The following is a 14,245-nucleotide window of genomic DNA, read 5'->3' on the forward strand; positions in this document are numbered from 1 at the left end:
CATGAAAACAACGCTTCTTACTAACCTGATCGCCGCCTCGCTGGCACTCAGCGCCCCGGTTGCGCTGGCTGCCGTCCCGAAAGATATGCTGGTGATCGGGAAAGCGGCCGACCCGCAAACGCTCGACCCGGCGGTGACCATTGATAACAACGACTGGACGGTGACCTACCCCGCCTATCAGCGTCTGGTGAAGTACAAGCCAGGCTCCACCGAGGTGGAGGGCGACCTGTCAACGGGCTGGAAGGCGTCAGCGGATCAGAAAGAGTGGACCTTTACCCTTACCGATAACGCGAAATTCGCCGATGGCACGCCGGTTACTGCCGAGGCGGTAAAACTCTCCTTTGAACGTCTGCTGAAGCTTAGCCAGGGGCCGTCTGAAGCGTTCCCGAAAGATCTCAAAATTGATGCGGTCGATCCGCACACGGTGAAATTCACCCTCAGCCAGCCGTTTGCCCCGTTCCTCTACACCCTGGCCAACGACGGTGCGTCGATCGTTAACCCGGCGGTGTTAAAGGCGAACGCTGCCGATGATGCACGCGGTTATTTAGCGCAAAACACCGCCGGGTCCGGGCCATTCATGCTGAAAAGCTGGCAGAAAGGTCAGCAGCTGGTGCTCGTTCCGAATCCACACTGGGCGGGTGAGAAGCCGCACTTCAAGCGCGTTTCGGTGAAAATTATTGGTGAAAGCGCTTCACGCCGTCTGCAGCTTTCCCGTGGCGATCTGGATATCGCCGATTCACTGCCCGTCGATCAGCTTTCAGCCCTTAAGCAAGAAGGCAAAGTGGCGGTGGCGGAATATCCGTCCCTGCGCGTGACCTATCTTTATCTGAATAACAGCAAAGCCCCGCTCAATCAGGTGGATTTACGTCGGGCCGTCTCCTGGGCAACGGATTATCAGGGGATGGTGAAAGGCATCCTGAGCGGCAATGGTAAACAGATGCGCGGCCCGATACCGGACGGCATGTGGGGGTTTGACGCCACGGCAATGCAGTACAGCTTTGACGAGGCCAAAGCCAAAGCCGCGCTGGAGAAAGTCAAAGACAAGCCGACAAGCCTGACATTCCTCTATTCAGACAACGACCCCAACTGGGAGCCGATCGCCCTGTCCACGCAGGCGAGCCTCGGCAAGATCGGCATCAACGTGAAGCTGGAAAAACTGGCTAACGCCACCATGCGCGATCGTGTCGGGAAAGGTGACTATGACATCGCCATTGGCAACTGGAGCCCGGACTTTGCCGACCCGTACATGTTCATGAACTACTGGTTTGAGTCGGACAAAAAAGGGTTGCCGGGTAACCGCTCGTTTTACGAGAACAAAGAGGTCGACGCCCTGCTGAAGGCGGCCCTGAAAACCACCGATCAGGCGGAGCGTACCCATGATTACCAGCAGGCGCAGAAGGTGGTGATCGACGAGGCGGCCTACGTGTATCTGTTCCAGAAGAACTACCAGCTGGCGATGAACAAAGAGGTGAAAGGCTTCACCTTTAATCCAATGCTGGAGCAGGTCTTTAACATTGCCACCATGAGTAAATAACGGTTCTCGCCGGGGGAAAGTGTATGACGTTCTGGAGCATTGTGCGCCAGCGCTGCTGGGGGTTAATCCTGGTGGTGGCCGGTGTCTGTATCATCACCTTTATTATTTCACACCTGATCCCCGGCGATCCGGCCCGCCTGCTGGCCGGAGACCGCGCCAGCGACGACATTGTGCAAGGCATCCGCCAGCAGCTGGGGCTGGATCAACCGCTGTATATCCAGTTTGGTCGCTATGTGGATGCCCTGGCCCATGGCGATTTAGGCACCTCTATCCGCACCGGACGTCCGGTCGCGGAAGATTTGAAAGCCTTTTTCCCGGCCACCCTGGAGCTGGCTTTTTGTTCCCTGCTGCTGGCGCTGGTTATCGGCGTGCCGCTGGGGATTTTATCGGCGGTCTACCGTGACCGCTGGCTGGATCATCTGGTGCGGTTAATGGCGATGACGGGCATTTCAACGCCCGCATTCTGGCTTGGGTTGGGGGTGATTGTCCTCTTCTACGGGCATCTGCAACTTCTGCCGGGCGGCGGAAGGCTTGACGACTGGCTCGATCCACCGACGCGCGTTACCGGCTTTTATCTCGTGGATGCGCTGCTGGAAGGCAACGGGGAGGTCTTTTTCAATGCCCTGCAGCATCTGATTTTACCTTCGATGACGCTGGCATTTGTTCATCTCGGCATTGTGGCGCGTCAGGTTCGCTCGGCCATGCTGGAGCAGCTCAGTGAAGATTACATACGAACCGCACGCGCCAGCGGATTGCCCGGCTGGTACATCGTGCTGCGCTATGCCCTGCCCAATGCGATGATCCCGTCGATTACCGTGCTTGGACTGGCACTGGGCGATCTGCTGTATGGCGCAGTCCTCACCGAAACCGTCTTTGCCTGGCCGGGAATGGGCGCCTGGGTCGTCACCTCTATTCAGGCACTCGATTTCCCTGCCGTCATGGGCTTCGCGGTAGTGGTCTCACTGGCCTATGTGCTGGTTAATCTGGTGGTCGATCTGCTCTATCTGTGGGTTGACCCGCGAATCGGGCGCGGAGGTGCCGAATGATGTTGACTCAGGAAACGCCCGTCCCGGTTAAAACAGCGAAAGCAGGCATCAACTGGGCAAAACTGTTCTGGATGCTGCGTAAAAGTCCCCTCACGCTGATTGGCGCCGCGATCATGATCCTGATGCTCCTGCTGATGGTGACATCACCGTGGATTGTGCCGCATGACCCCAATGCGCTGGATTTGACCGCGCGTCTGCAGGCTCCGTCTGCCGAACACTGGTTTGGCACCGATGAGGTTGGCCGCGATCTGTTCAGCCGGGTGCTCGCCGGCAGCCAGCAGTCGATCAGCGCGGGGCTGGCCGTCGTGGTGATTGCGGGTGGTATTGGCTCGCTGCTGGGCTGTTTGTCTGGCGTGCTGGGCGGGCGCGGCGACGCCATTATTATGCGCATTATGGACGTGATGCTCTCCATTCCCTCGCTGGTGCTGACCATGGCGCTGGCGGCGGCGCTGGGGCCGAGCCTGTTTAACGCAATGCTCGCCATCGCGATTGTACGTATTCCGTTTTACGTGCGTCTGGCTCGCGGGCAAACCCTTGTCGTGCGCCAGTTTACCTATGTTCAGGCGGCCCGCACCTTCGGCGCATCACGCTGGCATTTAATCAGCTGGCATATTCTGCGCAACGCCCTGCCGCCGCTGATTGTGCAGGCTTCGCTGGATATTGGCAGCGCCATTCTGATGGCCGCCACGCTGGGCTTTATCGGTCTGGGCGCACAGCAACCCACCGCCGAATGGGGCGCGATGGTTGCCGTAGGGCGCAACTATGTACTCGACCAGTGGTGGTATTGCGCTTTTCCTGGCGCGGCCATTTTGATTACCGCCGTGGGCTTTAATCTTTTTGGTGACGGCATCCGCGACCTGCTGGATCCGAAATCAGGAGGGAAACAGTCATGACCGACTCGGTTTTAACCATCGAGGATTTACATCTGAGTTTCCCGATATACTGCGGTGAGGTTCATGCGCTGAACCACGTCTCGCTGGAGATTAAACGGGGCGAAATTGTCGGCGTAGTGGGCGAGTCGGGGTCGGGGAAGTCGGTTACCGCCATGCTCGCTATGCGCCTGTTGCCGGAAGGCAGCTACCGAATTCATCACGGTCAGGTGACATTGCTGGGAGAAGATGTTCTGACCGCATCGGAAAAACAGCTTCGCCAGTGGCGCGGGGCAAAAGTGGCGATGATTTTTCAGGAGCCCATGACCGCCCTGAACCCAACGCGGCGGATTGGTAAGCAAATGGTGGAGGTGATCCGCCAGCATCAGCCGCTCGACTGTCGCGCGGCGCAGCAAAAAGCGATTGCCCTGCTGGAGGAGATGCAAATCCCGGACGCGAAAGCGGTGATGGCGCGTTATCCGTTTGAACTCTCCGGCGGCATGCGTCAGCGGGTGATGATCGCCCTTGCCTTCTCCTGCGAGCCTGAACTTATCATCGCCGACGAGCCGACCACGGCGCTGGATGTGACCGTGCAGCTGCAGGTACTGCGTCTGCTGAAGCACAAGGCGCGGGCCAGCGGAACCTCGGTGCTGTTTATCAGCCACGATATGGCCGTGGTTTCCCAGCTCTGTGATCGGATGTATGTGATGTACGCAGGAAGCGTAATTGAGAGCGGTGCCACGCAAACGCTGATCCACCATCCCGTTCATCCCTACTCCATCGGTCTGCTGCAATGTGCACCTGAAAATGGTGCGCCGCGCGAGTTGCTTCCGGCCATTCCCGGCACGGTGCCTAATCTCAGCCAGCTTCCACAAGGCTGCGCGTTCCGCGAGCGCTGCTTTGCCGCCGGGACGAAATGCGGTGAGGCACCGCGCTTGCTTCCCAATGGTGCAGAGGGCCAGATGGCTGCCTGCTGGTACCCGCAACGGGAGAAACACCATGTCTGACATTTTGCTTGAACTGGATAGCGTGCATGTCAACTTTCCCGCGCGCAAAAACTGGCTGGGCCGCGTCACGGAACAGGTGCATGCCCTCAATGGGCTGGACCTGCAGATCCGTCGCGGCGAAACGCTGGGCATTGTTGGGGAATCCGGCTGCGGGAAAAGCACGCTGGCACAGCTATTGATGGGCATGCTCAGGCCCAGCACCGGCGACTATCAGCGGACGCATCACGCGGGCGGCATGCAGATGGTTTTTCAGGACCCGCTCTCCTCCCTCGACCCGCGTCTGCCGGTGTGGCGCATCATCACCGAGCCGGTGTGGGTGCAAAAACGCAGCAGTGAACGCGAACGGCGCCAGCTGGCAGAGACGCTGGCGATACAGGTGGGTATTCGTGCGGAATACCTTGACCGGCTACCGCATGCCTTTTCGGGCGGGCAGCGCCAGCGTATTGCTATCGCCCGGGCGCTGTCGTCCAATCCAGACATCATCGTGCTCGACGAACCCACCAGCGCGCTGGATATTTCCGTGCAGGCGCAAATCCTCAACCTGCTGGTAAAACTGCAGCAGGAACGGAACCTCACCTATGTGTTGATCTCACATAACGTCTCGGTAGTCAGACACATGAGCGATCGTGTGGCGGTGATGTATCTGGGCCAGATCGTGGAGCTGGGAACCACCGATCAGGTGCTTGTCAGGCCGCGCCATCCCTACACCCGGCTGCTGCTTGATTCCGTTCCCAGAACCGGTGAACCGCTGGATGAAAACCTGGCGCTGCGTAAAACAGAGCTTCCTGGCAATCGTCACCTTCCCACCGGCTGTTATTTCCGGGACCGCTGTCCGCAGGCAGCGCAAGGATGCGAGCGCCCGCAGTCGCTACAGCCTTCAGTTGAGGGCTGTAGCGTGCGCTGCTGGCGCAATCTGAGCTAATAGCCACGCAGGGTGGCGCTGTTTCACGTTTAAATTTGCGCCATTCCACCGTCGACAAACAGTTCGGTGGCGTTGATAAAGCTTGCTGCATCTGAGGCCAGAAACGCCACCGCTTTCCCCACTTCCCCCGGCGCGCCTAAGCGTCCCAGCGGCACCTGGGCGGCCAGCGCGTCATACAGCCCCTGACGATGTTCTTCCGGCACTAGGTCACCCAGCCCCGGGGTTTTGATGGGGCCCGGGCTCACCACGTTGACGCGAATACCGCGCCCCTGCAAATCCAGCGCCCACGAACGGGCAAAGTTGCGCACGGCGGCTTTACTGGCGCTGTATACGCTAAAGTTTGCGGTTCCTTTAATGGACACCGTGGATCCGGTCAGAATGATCGACGATCCGGCAGATAACAGCGGTAACGCTTTTTGCACGGTGAACAGTACACCGCGAACGTTGGTTGCAAAGATGCGGTCAAACTGCTCTTCAGTGATAGCGCCTAACGGCAGCATGTCGCCACCACCCGCATTGGCGAACAGAATATCCAGACGCCCTTCGTCTTTTGCAATCTGTGCATAGACTTTATCGAGGTCGGAAAGTTGAGAGACGTCCGCACGGATGCCGACCGCCGCGGTGGCAATTTGTGCAACGGCAGCGTCCAGTTCCGCCTGACGACGTCCGGTGATATAAACCTTCGCGCCCTGGGCCGCCAGTTCCTGCGCGGTGGCGAGACCGATACCTGTGCTGCCGCCCGTAACCAGGGCAATTTTACCTGCGAGAGACGTATTCATACTATTCACCTTTAATCATGTTTTCAGGATGCCCGCAAAAACGGTTGAAGAGGTTTTCGCTTGCGTTGAATAAACTCTATCGGTTGCAGGATTAATGAAAAACGGGCAAAAATGAAAATCACTATTCACAGGTGGAAATAATCCGGAGTACGAATGGACCAGCTCATGGCAATGCGCGCATTTACGCGGGTGGTGGAAACCGGAAGTTTTACGCGTGCGGCTGATTCTCTGAATATGCCTATCGCCACCCTGAGCAAGCTGGTGAAATCGCTCGAAGCGCACCTGGAGATCCGGCTTTTACATCGCACGACACGACGGGTAGTCACCACACCGGAAGGTGCCGGGTACTATGAAAAAGCGCTCAGGGTGCTGATTGATATTGAAGATATTGATACGTCGTTTCGCGTTTCTCGCGCGACGCCGAAAGGCCATCTGCGCGTGGATGTGGGCGGTTCAACCGCGCGCGACGTGTTGATCCCCCTGCTCCCGGAATTTATGCAGCGTTATCCGGAAATACGCATCGATCTTGGCGTGGCCGACCGGCCCGTGGATTTGATCAGCGGTAACGTTGACTGCGTGATCCGCGGCGGCCCTCTGGACGACTCCTCCCTTATTGCCCGCCATCTGGGCGACGCTGAAATGGTCACCTGCGCGACGTCCGATTATTTAAAACATCATGGCGTACCGGCCTATCCGCGGGAGCTGTGCAATGGCCATAAGCTGATTAGCTACCTTTCTCCCGTCACCGGTCGGGCGTTCCCGTTTCGCTTCAGGGAAAAGGGGGAAAGGCTGGAGATAAGCGTTCCGCACTTCCTTGGGGTGAATGAAAGCAACGCTCATCTGGCGGCGGCGGTGGCAGGTTTAGGCATTATTCAGACGTTTCAGTATTCGGCAAACAGGCATTTACAGGCGGGGTCGTTAACTGAAATTCTTAGCGACTGGCGACCTGACGCTTATCCGTTTCATGTGGTTTATCCGCAGAACCGGCATCTGACACATCGACTGAGAGTGTTTATCGCCTGGCTGGCAGAGGTGTTTCCTGCCGCGCTGAAGGGATAGCCGGAGCAAAGTACGGATAAACTTTATAGTCCATGAAAATCCGGTGCTAATGCATTTATCTCTATCCTTTAATTCAGCGTTTTTTATTGACCTGGTGCGGATAATGGGTTGATATCTAACCAAAAATCAAACTTTAAGGATGACGTTATGGCTGTATTGCCACAAATGCCGAGTGGAGGCACAAGGTTAATTGATAGCAATATGCGTGAAGCTAGCACGCATGGCGCAGGGCGGAATATGGCGCTACCGCAAACCTATTACTGGTTCTATCAACAGGTCAAAAATCGTGGCCCGTGGGATTACAAACAGCAACGCCGTGACCTGGCTAATTTTGGTAATTTTAATTATGGGGCCACCGGGTTTGCAGCAGGGATATCAGAAGCAACCTTGTATATGGGCGCGGGTTTTGCACAAAGCCGGGCGGGAACTTCGAAGCCGCAATGGGGAACATGGTACGGTGAGTTACCTTATGGGGATGACCCTCATGACCAGTTTTGGATTAAACAGGGAATAGATTATGCCAAACAGCACGGTTATTAAGTGGCTGCACAGAGCGCTAACTGCCGCGCTGCTGGTTTTTGTAGGGTTTCAGTATTTTGCAAACCAGCCACCGGATGATGACCTTTACTCACAACAACAAATTACACCCGAGGTCTATTTGTACGTTACAAAGTACAAAGGCGGGGGTGCGACGGTTTCAGATGTTTATCGCTATTACCTGGACACAAAACTGCAGGATAATCTGTTGGAGCACCTGAAGAAACGCTCACCCTTTATGGTAGCTGACACTGGCGACGCCAAAATCTCTGGCTACGGCTCTCACGTCAATGTAAACCTCACCGGGCGTGTTTATTCGTTTACGAATTCAGATCTCTTTTACGCAGGTAATGTGGCCATCATGCCCATTATCAGCCTTAACGCAACCGGCACGCGTTAAGGTTCTTTTTGCTACCCAAAATACACCTATCCTCATGCGCACAGCTGCGCGCATGAGGGCTTTTAATGAGCTTTGGTTTAATTGAGCGTGTAATCCAGCGTGATTTCCACGTTCAACAGCTGGGAAACCGGGCAGCCGGCTTTCGCTTTTTGAATAACGCCATCGAACTGCTGAGGGTCAATGCCAGGGACAGTAACCTTGCTCTGCAGTGCGACCTTCGTAATGGCGAAACCGCCCTCTTTTTTATCCAGTGACACGTCGGCGGTGGTATCAATGGAATCGGCGGTGTAGCCTGCTTCACCCAGCATCAGCGACAGTGCCATCGAAAAACAGGCTGCGTGTGCGGCACCAATCAGTTCTTCCGGGTTGGTCCCTTTTTCGCCTTCAAAACGGGTGTTGAAGCCGTAAGGCTGTTGATTGAGAACGCCGCTCTCGGTAGAAACAGTTCCTTTTCCGCGTTTAATATCGCCAGACCAGTGTGCTGAACCGTGCTTATGAATTGTCATTCTTGCTCTCCTTTTGGCTTACAAAGGGTTAAGTATAGACCAGAGATCTGACGCGTCCTGGAACACAGAGTATTCTGGTTGGCACTGATGCGATACATCACTTCGAACCATCAAAAGGGAAAGGCCTATGATGCAAAACACCAGGATTGTCGTGGCGCTGGCCACGCTCGCCGTGACGCTACCCCTCTTTGCCAGCACGCCGGAGAATTTTATCTATACCAGCTCGGGCGACCTTGATGCCGCCGCCGCGCTTATCGCCCGTCGTGATATCGGTGGCGCGCAGATCGTTTATAACTGGCGTGCACTGGAGCCGGAGAAAAACAGATATGACTTCTCATCCATAGAGCGAGACCTGGCGCGCCTGAAGGTCAGCAATAAAAAGCTGTTTATTCAAATTCAGGATCGCTTCTTCGAAAAAGATGCCCGGTATGTCCCTGATTATCTGATGGCAGACACAAAGTACAGCGGTGGTATTTCTCCGCAGTTTGACAATCCTGGTGAAGGGAAACCAACAGGTTCAGGCTGGGTAGCCCGGCAGTGGGATCCTGCCGTGCGTGAACGGTATCAGGCCTTACTGGCAGCCCTGGCGAAGCGTTTTGATGGCCAGGTTTACGGTGTGAACTTACCGGAAACCGCGATTGACCTTGATGAGAAAAAGCCGCCGACAGGATTTTCGTGCGACAACTATTTTGCCGGAGAAATGGAAAACCTCGCCTTTGCGCGAAAGGTTTTCACGCAATCCCATGTCGTACAGTATGTGAACTTCTGGCCGTGTGAATGGAACAATGACCATAATTACATGGGGCGGCTGTTTGAATACGCCAGTGCCCATAATATCGGGCTTGGCGGACCGGATATTGTTCCCAACCGCAAGGCGCAAATGAAAAACGCCTATCCGTTCTTTAACCAGTATAAAAACAAACTGCCGCTGGTCGCCATGGCCGTTCAGGAGCCCACGCTCACCTACCGAAACCCGGCTACCGGCAAGCCCTTCACCAAAGATGAGTTTGTTCAGTTCGCAGAAGCGTATCTCGGCGCAGATATTATTTTCTGGAGCACGACGTCGCCCTGGCTGACGACGAAATAAGCCACAGGCTCACTGCGCGGGCATCAGTTCAGATGCCCTGCAATTTCATCAAGAAAGACGCGCAGGGCCGCAGGCTGATATTCCCGCGACTGATAAATCCCGTGAATGGCGAGCGGCTTAGGCACTAAGTCTGTGAGCACCGGGACCAGCAGCCCTTGCTCGAGCGCCCCTTGCGCTTCGTGCTCGGGCAGCATTGCAATACCGCAATGTTTAACCGCCGCGTCCATCAATAACGACGAGATGCTGGCGCTAAGATTGCCGCTCACCGCGACGCTCACGCTTTCGCCTTCCAGCGTCACAAAATGCCACGACTGACCCGCGAAGAAGCTGTAATGCAGGCAATTGTGCTGCGCCAAATCCTCAGGCGTCACGGGCGTGCCGTGCTGCGCAAGATAGTCCGGCGAGGCGCAAAGCACCGAACGGCACTCACCCAGCCTGCGGGCAATCATCCCCGGCTCCGGGTTATCGGTAATACGCACGGCTACGTCAATACGCTCGCCCACCAGACTCACGGGATGGTTATTCACATCCAGTTCAATTCTGAGCTGCGGATAACGCGCCAGCAGCCCGGGCAGTACCGGCGCAATCATGTGCATGGCGGTAAAGTGCGCGCAGGCTACCCGTAAGGTGCCGGAAGGTAAATCTTTCTCCGACTGGCCTTCAATCTCCTGCGACAGTTGCGAAAGGGTACGCGTTTTCTGCAGTACCTTTTCCCCTGCTGCGGTCAGCGTCAGCTTGCGCGTTGAGCGGTTCACCAGCCGGGTCCCCGCCCACTTCTCCATCTGCTCAAGATAACGGCTTACCATGGGCCGGGAAATGCCCAGCGCACGGGCTCCGGCACTCAAACTTCCCAGCTCGCAAATCCGGTTATAGACCTGTGCGGCAATAACGCGATCCATATAACGCTCCATTTGCTCGATTTATGAAACTAAGCATGTCTTGTTTCAGGAATTCTGGCAAATGTAGAGTTCGGTACAATAGGGTCTTTCCTGATAAAAAGAGACATGATGATGAAGCTCACTCGCCTTGCACTGCTATGCACCCTCTTCACGCCGGCGGTCTTCGCCGCACCGTTGACCATTGATACCTGGAACCCGCAGGAGAAAGGCATTTTTGCGGTCTCGTCGACGCTGGTGTCTGGCCCGAAAGAGGCCGTCCTGTTTGACGCGCAGTTCAGCGTGAAAGACGGTGAAGCACTGGTGGAGAAAATTCGCCGCAGCGGTAAAACCCTGAACAAGATTGTGATCACCTCCGGCGATCCTGACTTCTACTTTGGTCTGCAGCCGCTGGTTAAAGCATTCCCGAATGCGAAAGTCGTGGCGACTCAGCAGGTGGTTGACCATATCAAGGCCACCAAAGATGCCAAGCTGGCCTTCTGGGGCCCACAGATGAAAGACGGCGCGCCAACAACGCTGATCGTTCCCCAGGTGCTGACCTCCACCACGTTTATGGTTGATGGTGAGAAAATCGATATTGAACAGCCAGACAGCTACGCGGCCTATGTCTGGATCCCGTCAGCGAAGACGATTCTTGGCGGCACGGGCGTTTCATGGGGCATCCATCTGTGGACGGCCGATACCCAGACCCGGCCGCGTCGCCAGCAGTGGCAGGATACGCTGGAAAACATGGCGGCGCACAAACCTGAGCGCGTGATCCCGGGTCACTATCTGGGGACGCCACCGTCAGGTACCGGCGCTATCGATTTTACCCGTGAATATCTGCAGCGGTTCGAGCAGACGCTGGCTAATCACAAAGATTCTGCTGGCGTCATTAGCGCCATGAAAAAAGCGTATCCGGGCCTGGCCGAAGAGAGCTCGCTGGAATTAAGTGCGAAAGTGAATACCGGCGAAATGAAATGGTAAATTAATCTCTGCTCCTGCTATTTTCTCGGATAGCAGGAGCAGCATCAAAATATCCCCCCTCGTCCCCTGTTATTATTTCTCCATTTCTAAAAGTGTCTAAAAGCATGCACTTATGTCATTTTTATTTCTAAGATGAATCTTAGACACAGCAAGGAAAATATTTGCCATTCTGTTTGTGAATTACATTTTTTGCGAGCCGTACCATTACACAGACAACGACACGGAGGCAGCATGTTTACTTATTACCCGGCAAATACTGCAGCAGCACAACCTGAACTCGTTAACGCGATCGCACAGGGTCTTCACGCCGAACACGGTGCTGTGACTGAAGATGACATTTTGATGGAACTGACCAAATGGGTGGAATCCACAGACAATGACATCCTCAGTGACATCTACCAACAGACCATTAACTACGTGGTCAGTGGACAGAATGCCTCTTTGTAAAAACCTGCTAAGCTGGATCTGCAACCTAAGGGGTTACATTTCGTTTGCGTAAGCAAACTTGTCCTTAAAACTATCAACAGGATTGAGGAGTAAAGATGAAATCGAACCGTCAGGCACGCCATATTCTGGGACTGAACTACAAGCTTTCTAACCAACGTAAAGTGGTGATTGAGGGCGACAGTGAAACGCAAGTCACCCATGCCACCGGCAGAAAACGCCACGCTGGCAAGTAAGTTCCAGTAAGAGATCCTGAACACCATCGGCAAAACCGATGGTGTTTTTGTTTATGTGTTGCGGTAATTAACATTTAGCTCCTTTATAATACCGCCTGACCGCACCCCACCGCACAGGCCAGAAAGATGACAAACAGCAGTGTCAGGGACGGATCTTCAAAAAAAGAGTGAGTGACATGGACAACAAACTGAAAAAACATCGTTCCTTATATATCCCTTATGCCGGTCCGGTTTTACTGGAATTCCCCCTGCTCAACAAAGGCAGCGCCTTCAGCATGGAAGAGCGCAGCAGCTTCAACCTGCTTGGTCTGCTGCCCGAAGTGGTGGAAACCATTGAAGAACAGGCTGAACGTGCGTGGATCCAGTATCAGGGTTTCAAGACTGAAATCGACAAGCACATCTACCTGCGTAACATTCAGGACACCAATGAAACCCTCTTCTATCGCCTGGTTCAGAACCACCTCGAAGAGATGATGCCGGTGATCTACACCCCAACGGTGGGTGCGGCGTGTGAACGTTTCTCTGAGATCTACCGTCGCTCCCGCGGCGTATTCATCTCTTATCAGAACCGTCACAATATGGACGATATTCTGCAGAACGTGCCGAACCACAACATCAAGGTCATTGTTGTGACCGACGGGGAACGTATTCTCGGCCTCGGGGATCAGGGCATTGGCGGAATGGGGATCCCAATCGGTAAGCTCTCCCTGTACACCGCCTGTGGGGGTATCAGCCCGGCGTACACCCTGCCGGTAGTGCTGGATGTGGGTACCAACAACCAGCAGCTGCTCAACGATCCGCTGTACATGGGCTGGCGTCATCCGCGCATTACCGACGATGAGTATTATCAGTTTGTTGATGATTTTATCCAGGCCGTTAAGGCACGCTGGCCGAACGTGCTGCTGCAGTTTGAAGACTTTGCGCAGAAAAACGCCATGCCGCTGCTGAACCGCTACCGCGATGACATCTGTTCATTCAACGACGACATTCAGGGCACCGCCGCCGTGACCGTTGGGACGCTGATCGCCGCCAGCCGTGCGGCAGGCAGCCAGTTGAGCTACCAGAAAATCGTCTTCCTGGGCGCAGGCTCTGCGGGCTGCGGTATTGCCGAGCAGATTATTGCTCAGACGCAGCGCGAGGGCTTGAGTGAAGAACTGGCCCGTTCCCGCGTCTATATGGTTGACCGTTTCGGCCTGCTGACCGACGGTATGCCTAACCTCCTGCCGTTCCAGACCCGACTGGTTCAGAAACGCGAGAACCTGAAAAACTGGGATACCGACAACGAGGTGCTCTCCCTGCTGGACGTGGTGCGCAACGTGAAGCCGGACATTCTTATCGGCGTTTCCGGGCAAACCGGTCTCTTCACCGAAGAGATTATTCGCGAAATGCACAAACACTGTGAACGCCCTATCGTGATGCCGCTCTCTAACCCGACTTCCCGTGTAGAAGCAACGCCGCAGGACATCATCGCCTGGACCGAAGGTAACGCACTGGTGGCAACCGGCAGTCCGTTCGACCCGGTGGTGTGGAAGGATAAAACCTATCCGATCGCCCAGTGCAACAACTCCTACATCTTCCCGGGGATTGGTCTGGGGGTTATCGCGTCCGGTGCGTCACGCATTACCGACGAAATGCTGATGTCCGCCAGCGAAACCCTGGCGAAACACTCACCGCTGGTGAATAACGGTGAAGGCCTGGTGTTACCAGAGCTGAAAGACATTCATAAAGTGTCCCGTGCGATCGCTTTCGCAGTAGGAAAAATGGCACAGCAGCAAGGCGTGGCGGTGAAAACCTCCGCCGATGCGCTGCAGCAGGCCATTGACGACAACTTCTGGATGCCGGAATACCGCAGCTATCGCAGAACGTCTATCTAAAGAACAGGCCGGGTCAGGCAATCATGCCTCCCGGCCTGCCATTCTGCCCGCGCTTGCCGGGCCGTAAAATCCCCGCTACACTG

At 55.4% G+C, this 14,245-nt stretch carries 16 protein-coding genes; 13 read left to right on the plus strand and 3 right to left on the minus strand.

Annotation, left to right across the window (positions count from 1 at the left end):
* The first annotated feature begins 1 nt into the window (after position 1).
* Genes QMG44_RS07455 through QMG44_RS07475 form a run of 5 tightly spaced genes read left to right on the plus strand, consistent with a single transcriptional unit; the run spans position 2 to position 5,378 of the window.
* The gene (locus QMG44_RS07455; protein ID WP_086532488.1) at positions 2–1,534 is read left to right on the plus strand and encodes an ABC transporter substrate-binding protein; all 1,533 of its coding nucleotides are present in this window, start codon (positions 2–4) and stop codon (positions 1,532–1,534) included.
* 23 nt (positions 1,535–1,557) lie between these two features.
* Complete coding sequence (locus tag QMG44_RS07460; RefSeq protein WP_014170162.1) at positions 1,558–2,580, plus strand: ABC transporter permease; 1,023 nt, start codon at positions 1,558–1,560, stop codon at positions 2,578–2,580.
* Positions 2,577–3,473 carry a D,D-dipeptide ABC transporter permease gene (gene ddpC / locus QMG44_RS07465; RefSeq protein ID WP_020884090.1) on the plus strand — a complete coding sequence of 299 codons (897 nt, stop codon included), beginning with the start codon at positions 2,577–2,579 and terminating at the stop codon, positions 3,471–3,473. The genes QMG44_RS07460 and ddpC overlap by 4 nt, the downstream gene beginning before the upstream one ends.
* Complete coding sequence (locus QMG44_RS07470) at positions 3,470–4,456, plus strand: ABC transporter ATP-binding protein (protein WP_086532487.1); 987 nt, start codon at positions 3,470–3,472, stop codon at positions 4,454–4,456. Before ddpC ends, QMG44_RS07470 begins: the two co-directional genes overlap by 4 nt.
* The gene (locus tag QMG44_RS07475) at positions 4,449–5,378 is read left to right on the plus strand and encodes an ABC transporter ATP-binding protein (RefSeq protein WP_086532486.1); all 930 of its coding nucleotides are present in this window, start codon (positions 4,449–4,451) and stop codon (positions 5,376–5,378) included. The genes QMG44_RS07470 and QMG44_RS07475 overlap by 8 nt, the downstream gene beginning before the upstream one ends.
* A 29-nt stretch (positions 5,379–5,407) precedes the next feature.
* Here QMG44_RS07475 and QMG44_RS07480 read toward each other — a convergent pair whose 3' ends face one another.
* On the minus strand, positions 5,408–6,157 hold the full coding sequence (locus tag QMG44_RS07480) for an SDR family NAD(P)-dependent oxidoreductase (protein WP_020884087.1): 750 nt from the start codon (positions 6,155–6,157) through the stop codon (positions 5,408–5,410).
* 153 nt (positions 6,158–6,310) lie between these two features.
* Here QMG44_RS07480 and QMG44_RS07485 point away from each other — a divergent pair, with 153 nt between their 5' ends.
* From QMG44_RS07485 to QMG44_RS07495, 3 genes are all read left to right on the plus strand, one after another.
* The gene (locus QMG44_RS07485; RefSeq protein WP_086532485.1) at positions 6,311–7,216 is read left to right on the plus strand and encodes a LysR family transcriptional regulator; all 906 of its coding nucleotides are present in this window, start codon (positions 6,311–6,313) and stop codon (positions 7,214–7,216) included.
* A 147-nt stretch (positions 7,217–7,363) separates the two neighbouring features.
* Entirely contained in the window at positions 7,364–7,756 is a 393-nt protein-coding gene (locus QMG44_RS07490; RefSeq protein WP_086532484.1) for a polymorphic toxin type 44 domain-containing protein, read from the plus strand.
* The gene (locus tag QMG44_RS07495) at positions 7,734–8,153 is read left to right on the plus strand and encodes a hypothetical protein (RefSeq protein WP_020884084.1); all 420 of its coding nucleotides are present in this window, start codon (positions 7,734–7,736) and stop codon (positions 8,151–8,153) included. The genes QMG44_RS07490 and QMG44_RS07495 overlap by 23 nt, the downstream gene beginning before the upstream one ends.
* A gap of 77 nt (positions 8,154–8,230) precedes the next feature.
* Here the strand turns inward: QMG44_RS07495 and QMG44_RS07500 are convergent, their stop codons facing one another.
* Positions 8,231–8,659, minus strand: a complete 429-nt coding sequence (locus QMG44_RS07500) for an OsmC family protein (protein WP_050736852.1) — start codon at positions 8,657–8,659, stop codon at positions 8,231–8,233.
* 127 nt (positions 8,660–8,786) lie between these two features.
* On the opposite strand from QMG44_RS07500, the gene QMG44_RS07505 reads away from it, so the two are divergent.
* The gene (locus QMG44_RS07505; RefSeq protein ID WP_086532483.1) at positions 8,787–9,746 is read left to right on the plus strand and encodes a hypothetical protein; all 960 of its coding nucleotides are present in this window, start codon (positions 8,787–8,789) and stop codon (positions 9,744–9,746) included.
* Between the two features lie 23 nt (positions 9,747–9,769).
* Here QMG44_RS07505 and QMG44_RS07510 read toward each other — a convergent pair whose 3' ends face one another.
* Positions 9,770–10,645, minus strand: a complete 876-nt coding sequence (locus QMG44_RS07510; RefSeq protein WP_281853013.1) for a LysR family transcriptional regulator — start codon at positions 10,643–10,645, stop codon at positions 9,770–9,772.
* A gap of 111 nt (positions 10,646–10,756) precedes the next feature.
* Here QMG44_RS07510 and QMG44_RS07515 point away from each other — a divergent pair, with 111 nt between their 5' ends.
* From QMG44_RS07515 to QMG44_RS07530, 4 genes are all read left to right on the plus strand, one after another.
* A complete protein-coding gene (locus QMG44_RS07515; protein ID WP_281853075.1) occupies positions 10,757–11,608 on the plus strand; it encodes a Vmh family MBL fold metallo-hydrolase in 852 nt (283 codons plus the stop codon).
* Positions 11,609–11,839: 231 nt separating this feature from the next.
* Positions 11,840–12,055, plus strand: a complete 216-nt coding sequence (gene bdm / locus QMG44_RS07520) for a biofilm-dependent modulation protein (protein ID WP_020884080.1) — start codon at positions 11,840–11,842, stop codon at positions 12,053–12,055.
* Positions 12,056–12,150: 95 nt separating this feature from the next.
* A complete protein-coding gene (gene sra, locus QMG44_RS07525) occupies positions 12,151–12,288 on the plus strand; it encodes a stationary-phase-induced ribosome-associated protein (protein ID WP_013096533.1) in 138 nt (45 codons plus the stop codon).
* Positions 12,289–12,464: 176 nt separating this feature from the next.
* A complete protein-coding gene (locus QMG44_RS07530; protein ID WP_020884079.1) occupies positions 12,465–14,162 on the plus strand; it encodes an NAD-dependent malic enzyme in 1,698 nt (565 codons plus the stop codon).
* Positions 14,163–14,245: the final 83 nt, after the last annotated feature.

The organism is Enterobacter sp. 200527-13 (genome assembly GCF_027924865.1).
Classification (GTDB): domain Bacteria; phylum Pseudomonadota; class Gammaproteobacteria; order Enterobacterales; family Enterobacteriaceae; genus Enterobacter; species Enterobacter ludwigii.

Bases quoted from the DNA above. Each gene is read 5' to 3' on its own strand.
- QMG44_RS07460 (WP_014170162.1), top strand. From the start codon at position 1,558: ATGACGTTCTGGAGCATTGTGCGCCAGCGCTGCTGGGGGTTAATCCTG.
- QMG44_RS07490 (WP_086532484.1), top strand. From the start codon at position 7,364: ATGGCTGTATTGCCACAAATGCCGAGTGGAGGCACAAGGTTAATTGAT.
- QMG44_RS07510 (WP_281853013.1), bottom strand. From the start codon at position 10,645: ATGGATCGCGTTATTGCCGCACAGGTCTATAACCGGATTTGCGAGCTG.
- QMG44_RS07530 (WP_020884079.1), top strand. From the start codon at position 12,465: ATGGACAACAAACTGAAAAAACATCGTTCCTTATATATCCCTTATGCC.
- QMG44_RS07475 (WP_086532486.1), top strand. From the start codon at position 4,449: ATGTCTGACATTTTGCTTGAACTGGATAGCGTGCATGTCAACTTTCCC.
- bdm (WP_020884080.1), top strand. From the start codon at position 11,840: ATGTTTACTTATTACCCGGCAAATACTGCAGCAGCACAACCTGAACTC.
- ddpC (WP_020884090.1), top strand. From the start codon at position 2,577: ATGATGTTGACTCAGGAAACGCCCGTCCCGGTTAAAACAGCGAAAGCA.
- QMG44_RS07470 (WP_086532487.1), top strand. From the start codon at position 3,470: ATGACCGACTCGGTTTTAACCATCGAGGATTTACATCTGAGTTTCCCG.
- QMG44_RS07455 (WP_086532488.1), top strand. From the start codon at position 2: ATGAAAACAACGCTTCTTACTAACCTGATCGCCGCCTCGCTGGCACTC.
- QMG44_RS07485 (WP_086532485.1), top strand. From the start codon at position 6,311: ATGGACCAGCTCATGGCAATGCGCGCATTTACGCGGGTGGTGGAAACC.
- QMG44_RS07500 (WP_050736852.1), bottom strand. From the start codon at position 8,659: ATGACAATTCATAAGCACGGTTCAGCACACTGGTCTGGCGATATTAAA.
- QMG44_RS07480 (WP_020884087.1), bottom strand. From the start codon at position 6,157: ATGAATACGTCTCTCGCAGGTAAAATTGCCCTGGTTACGGGCGGCAGC.
- sra (WP_013096533.1), top strand. From the start codon at position 12,151: ATGAAATCGAACCGTCAGGCACGCCATATTCTGGGACTGAACTACAAG.
- QMG44_RS07505 (WP_086532483.1), top strand. From the start codon at position 8,787: ATGATGCAAAACACCAGGATTGTCGTGGCGCTGGCCACGCTCGCCGTG.
- QMG44_RS07495 (WP_020884084.1), top strand. From the start codon at position 7,734: ATGCCAAACAGCACGGTTATTAAGTGGCTGCACAGAGCGCTAACTGCC.
- QMG44_RS07515 (WP_281853075.1), top strand. From the start codon at position 10,757: ATGAAGCTCACTCGCCTTGCACTGCTATGCACCCTCTTCACGCCGGCG.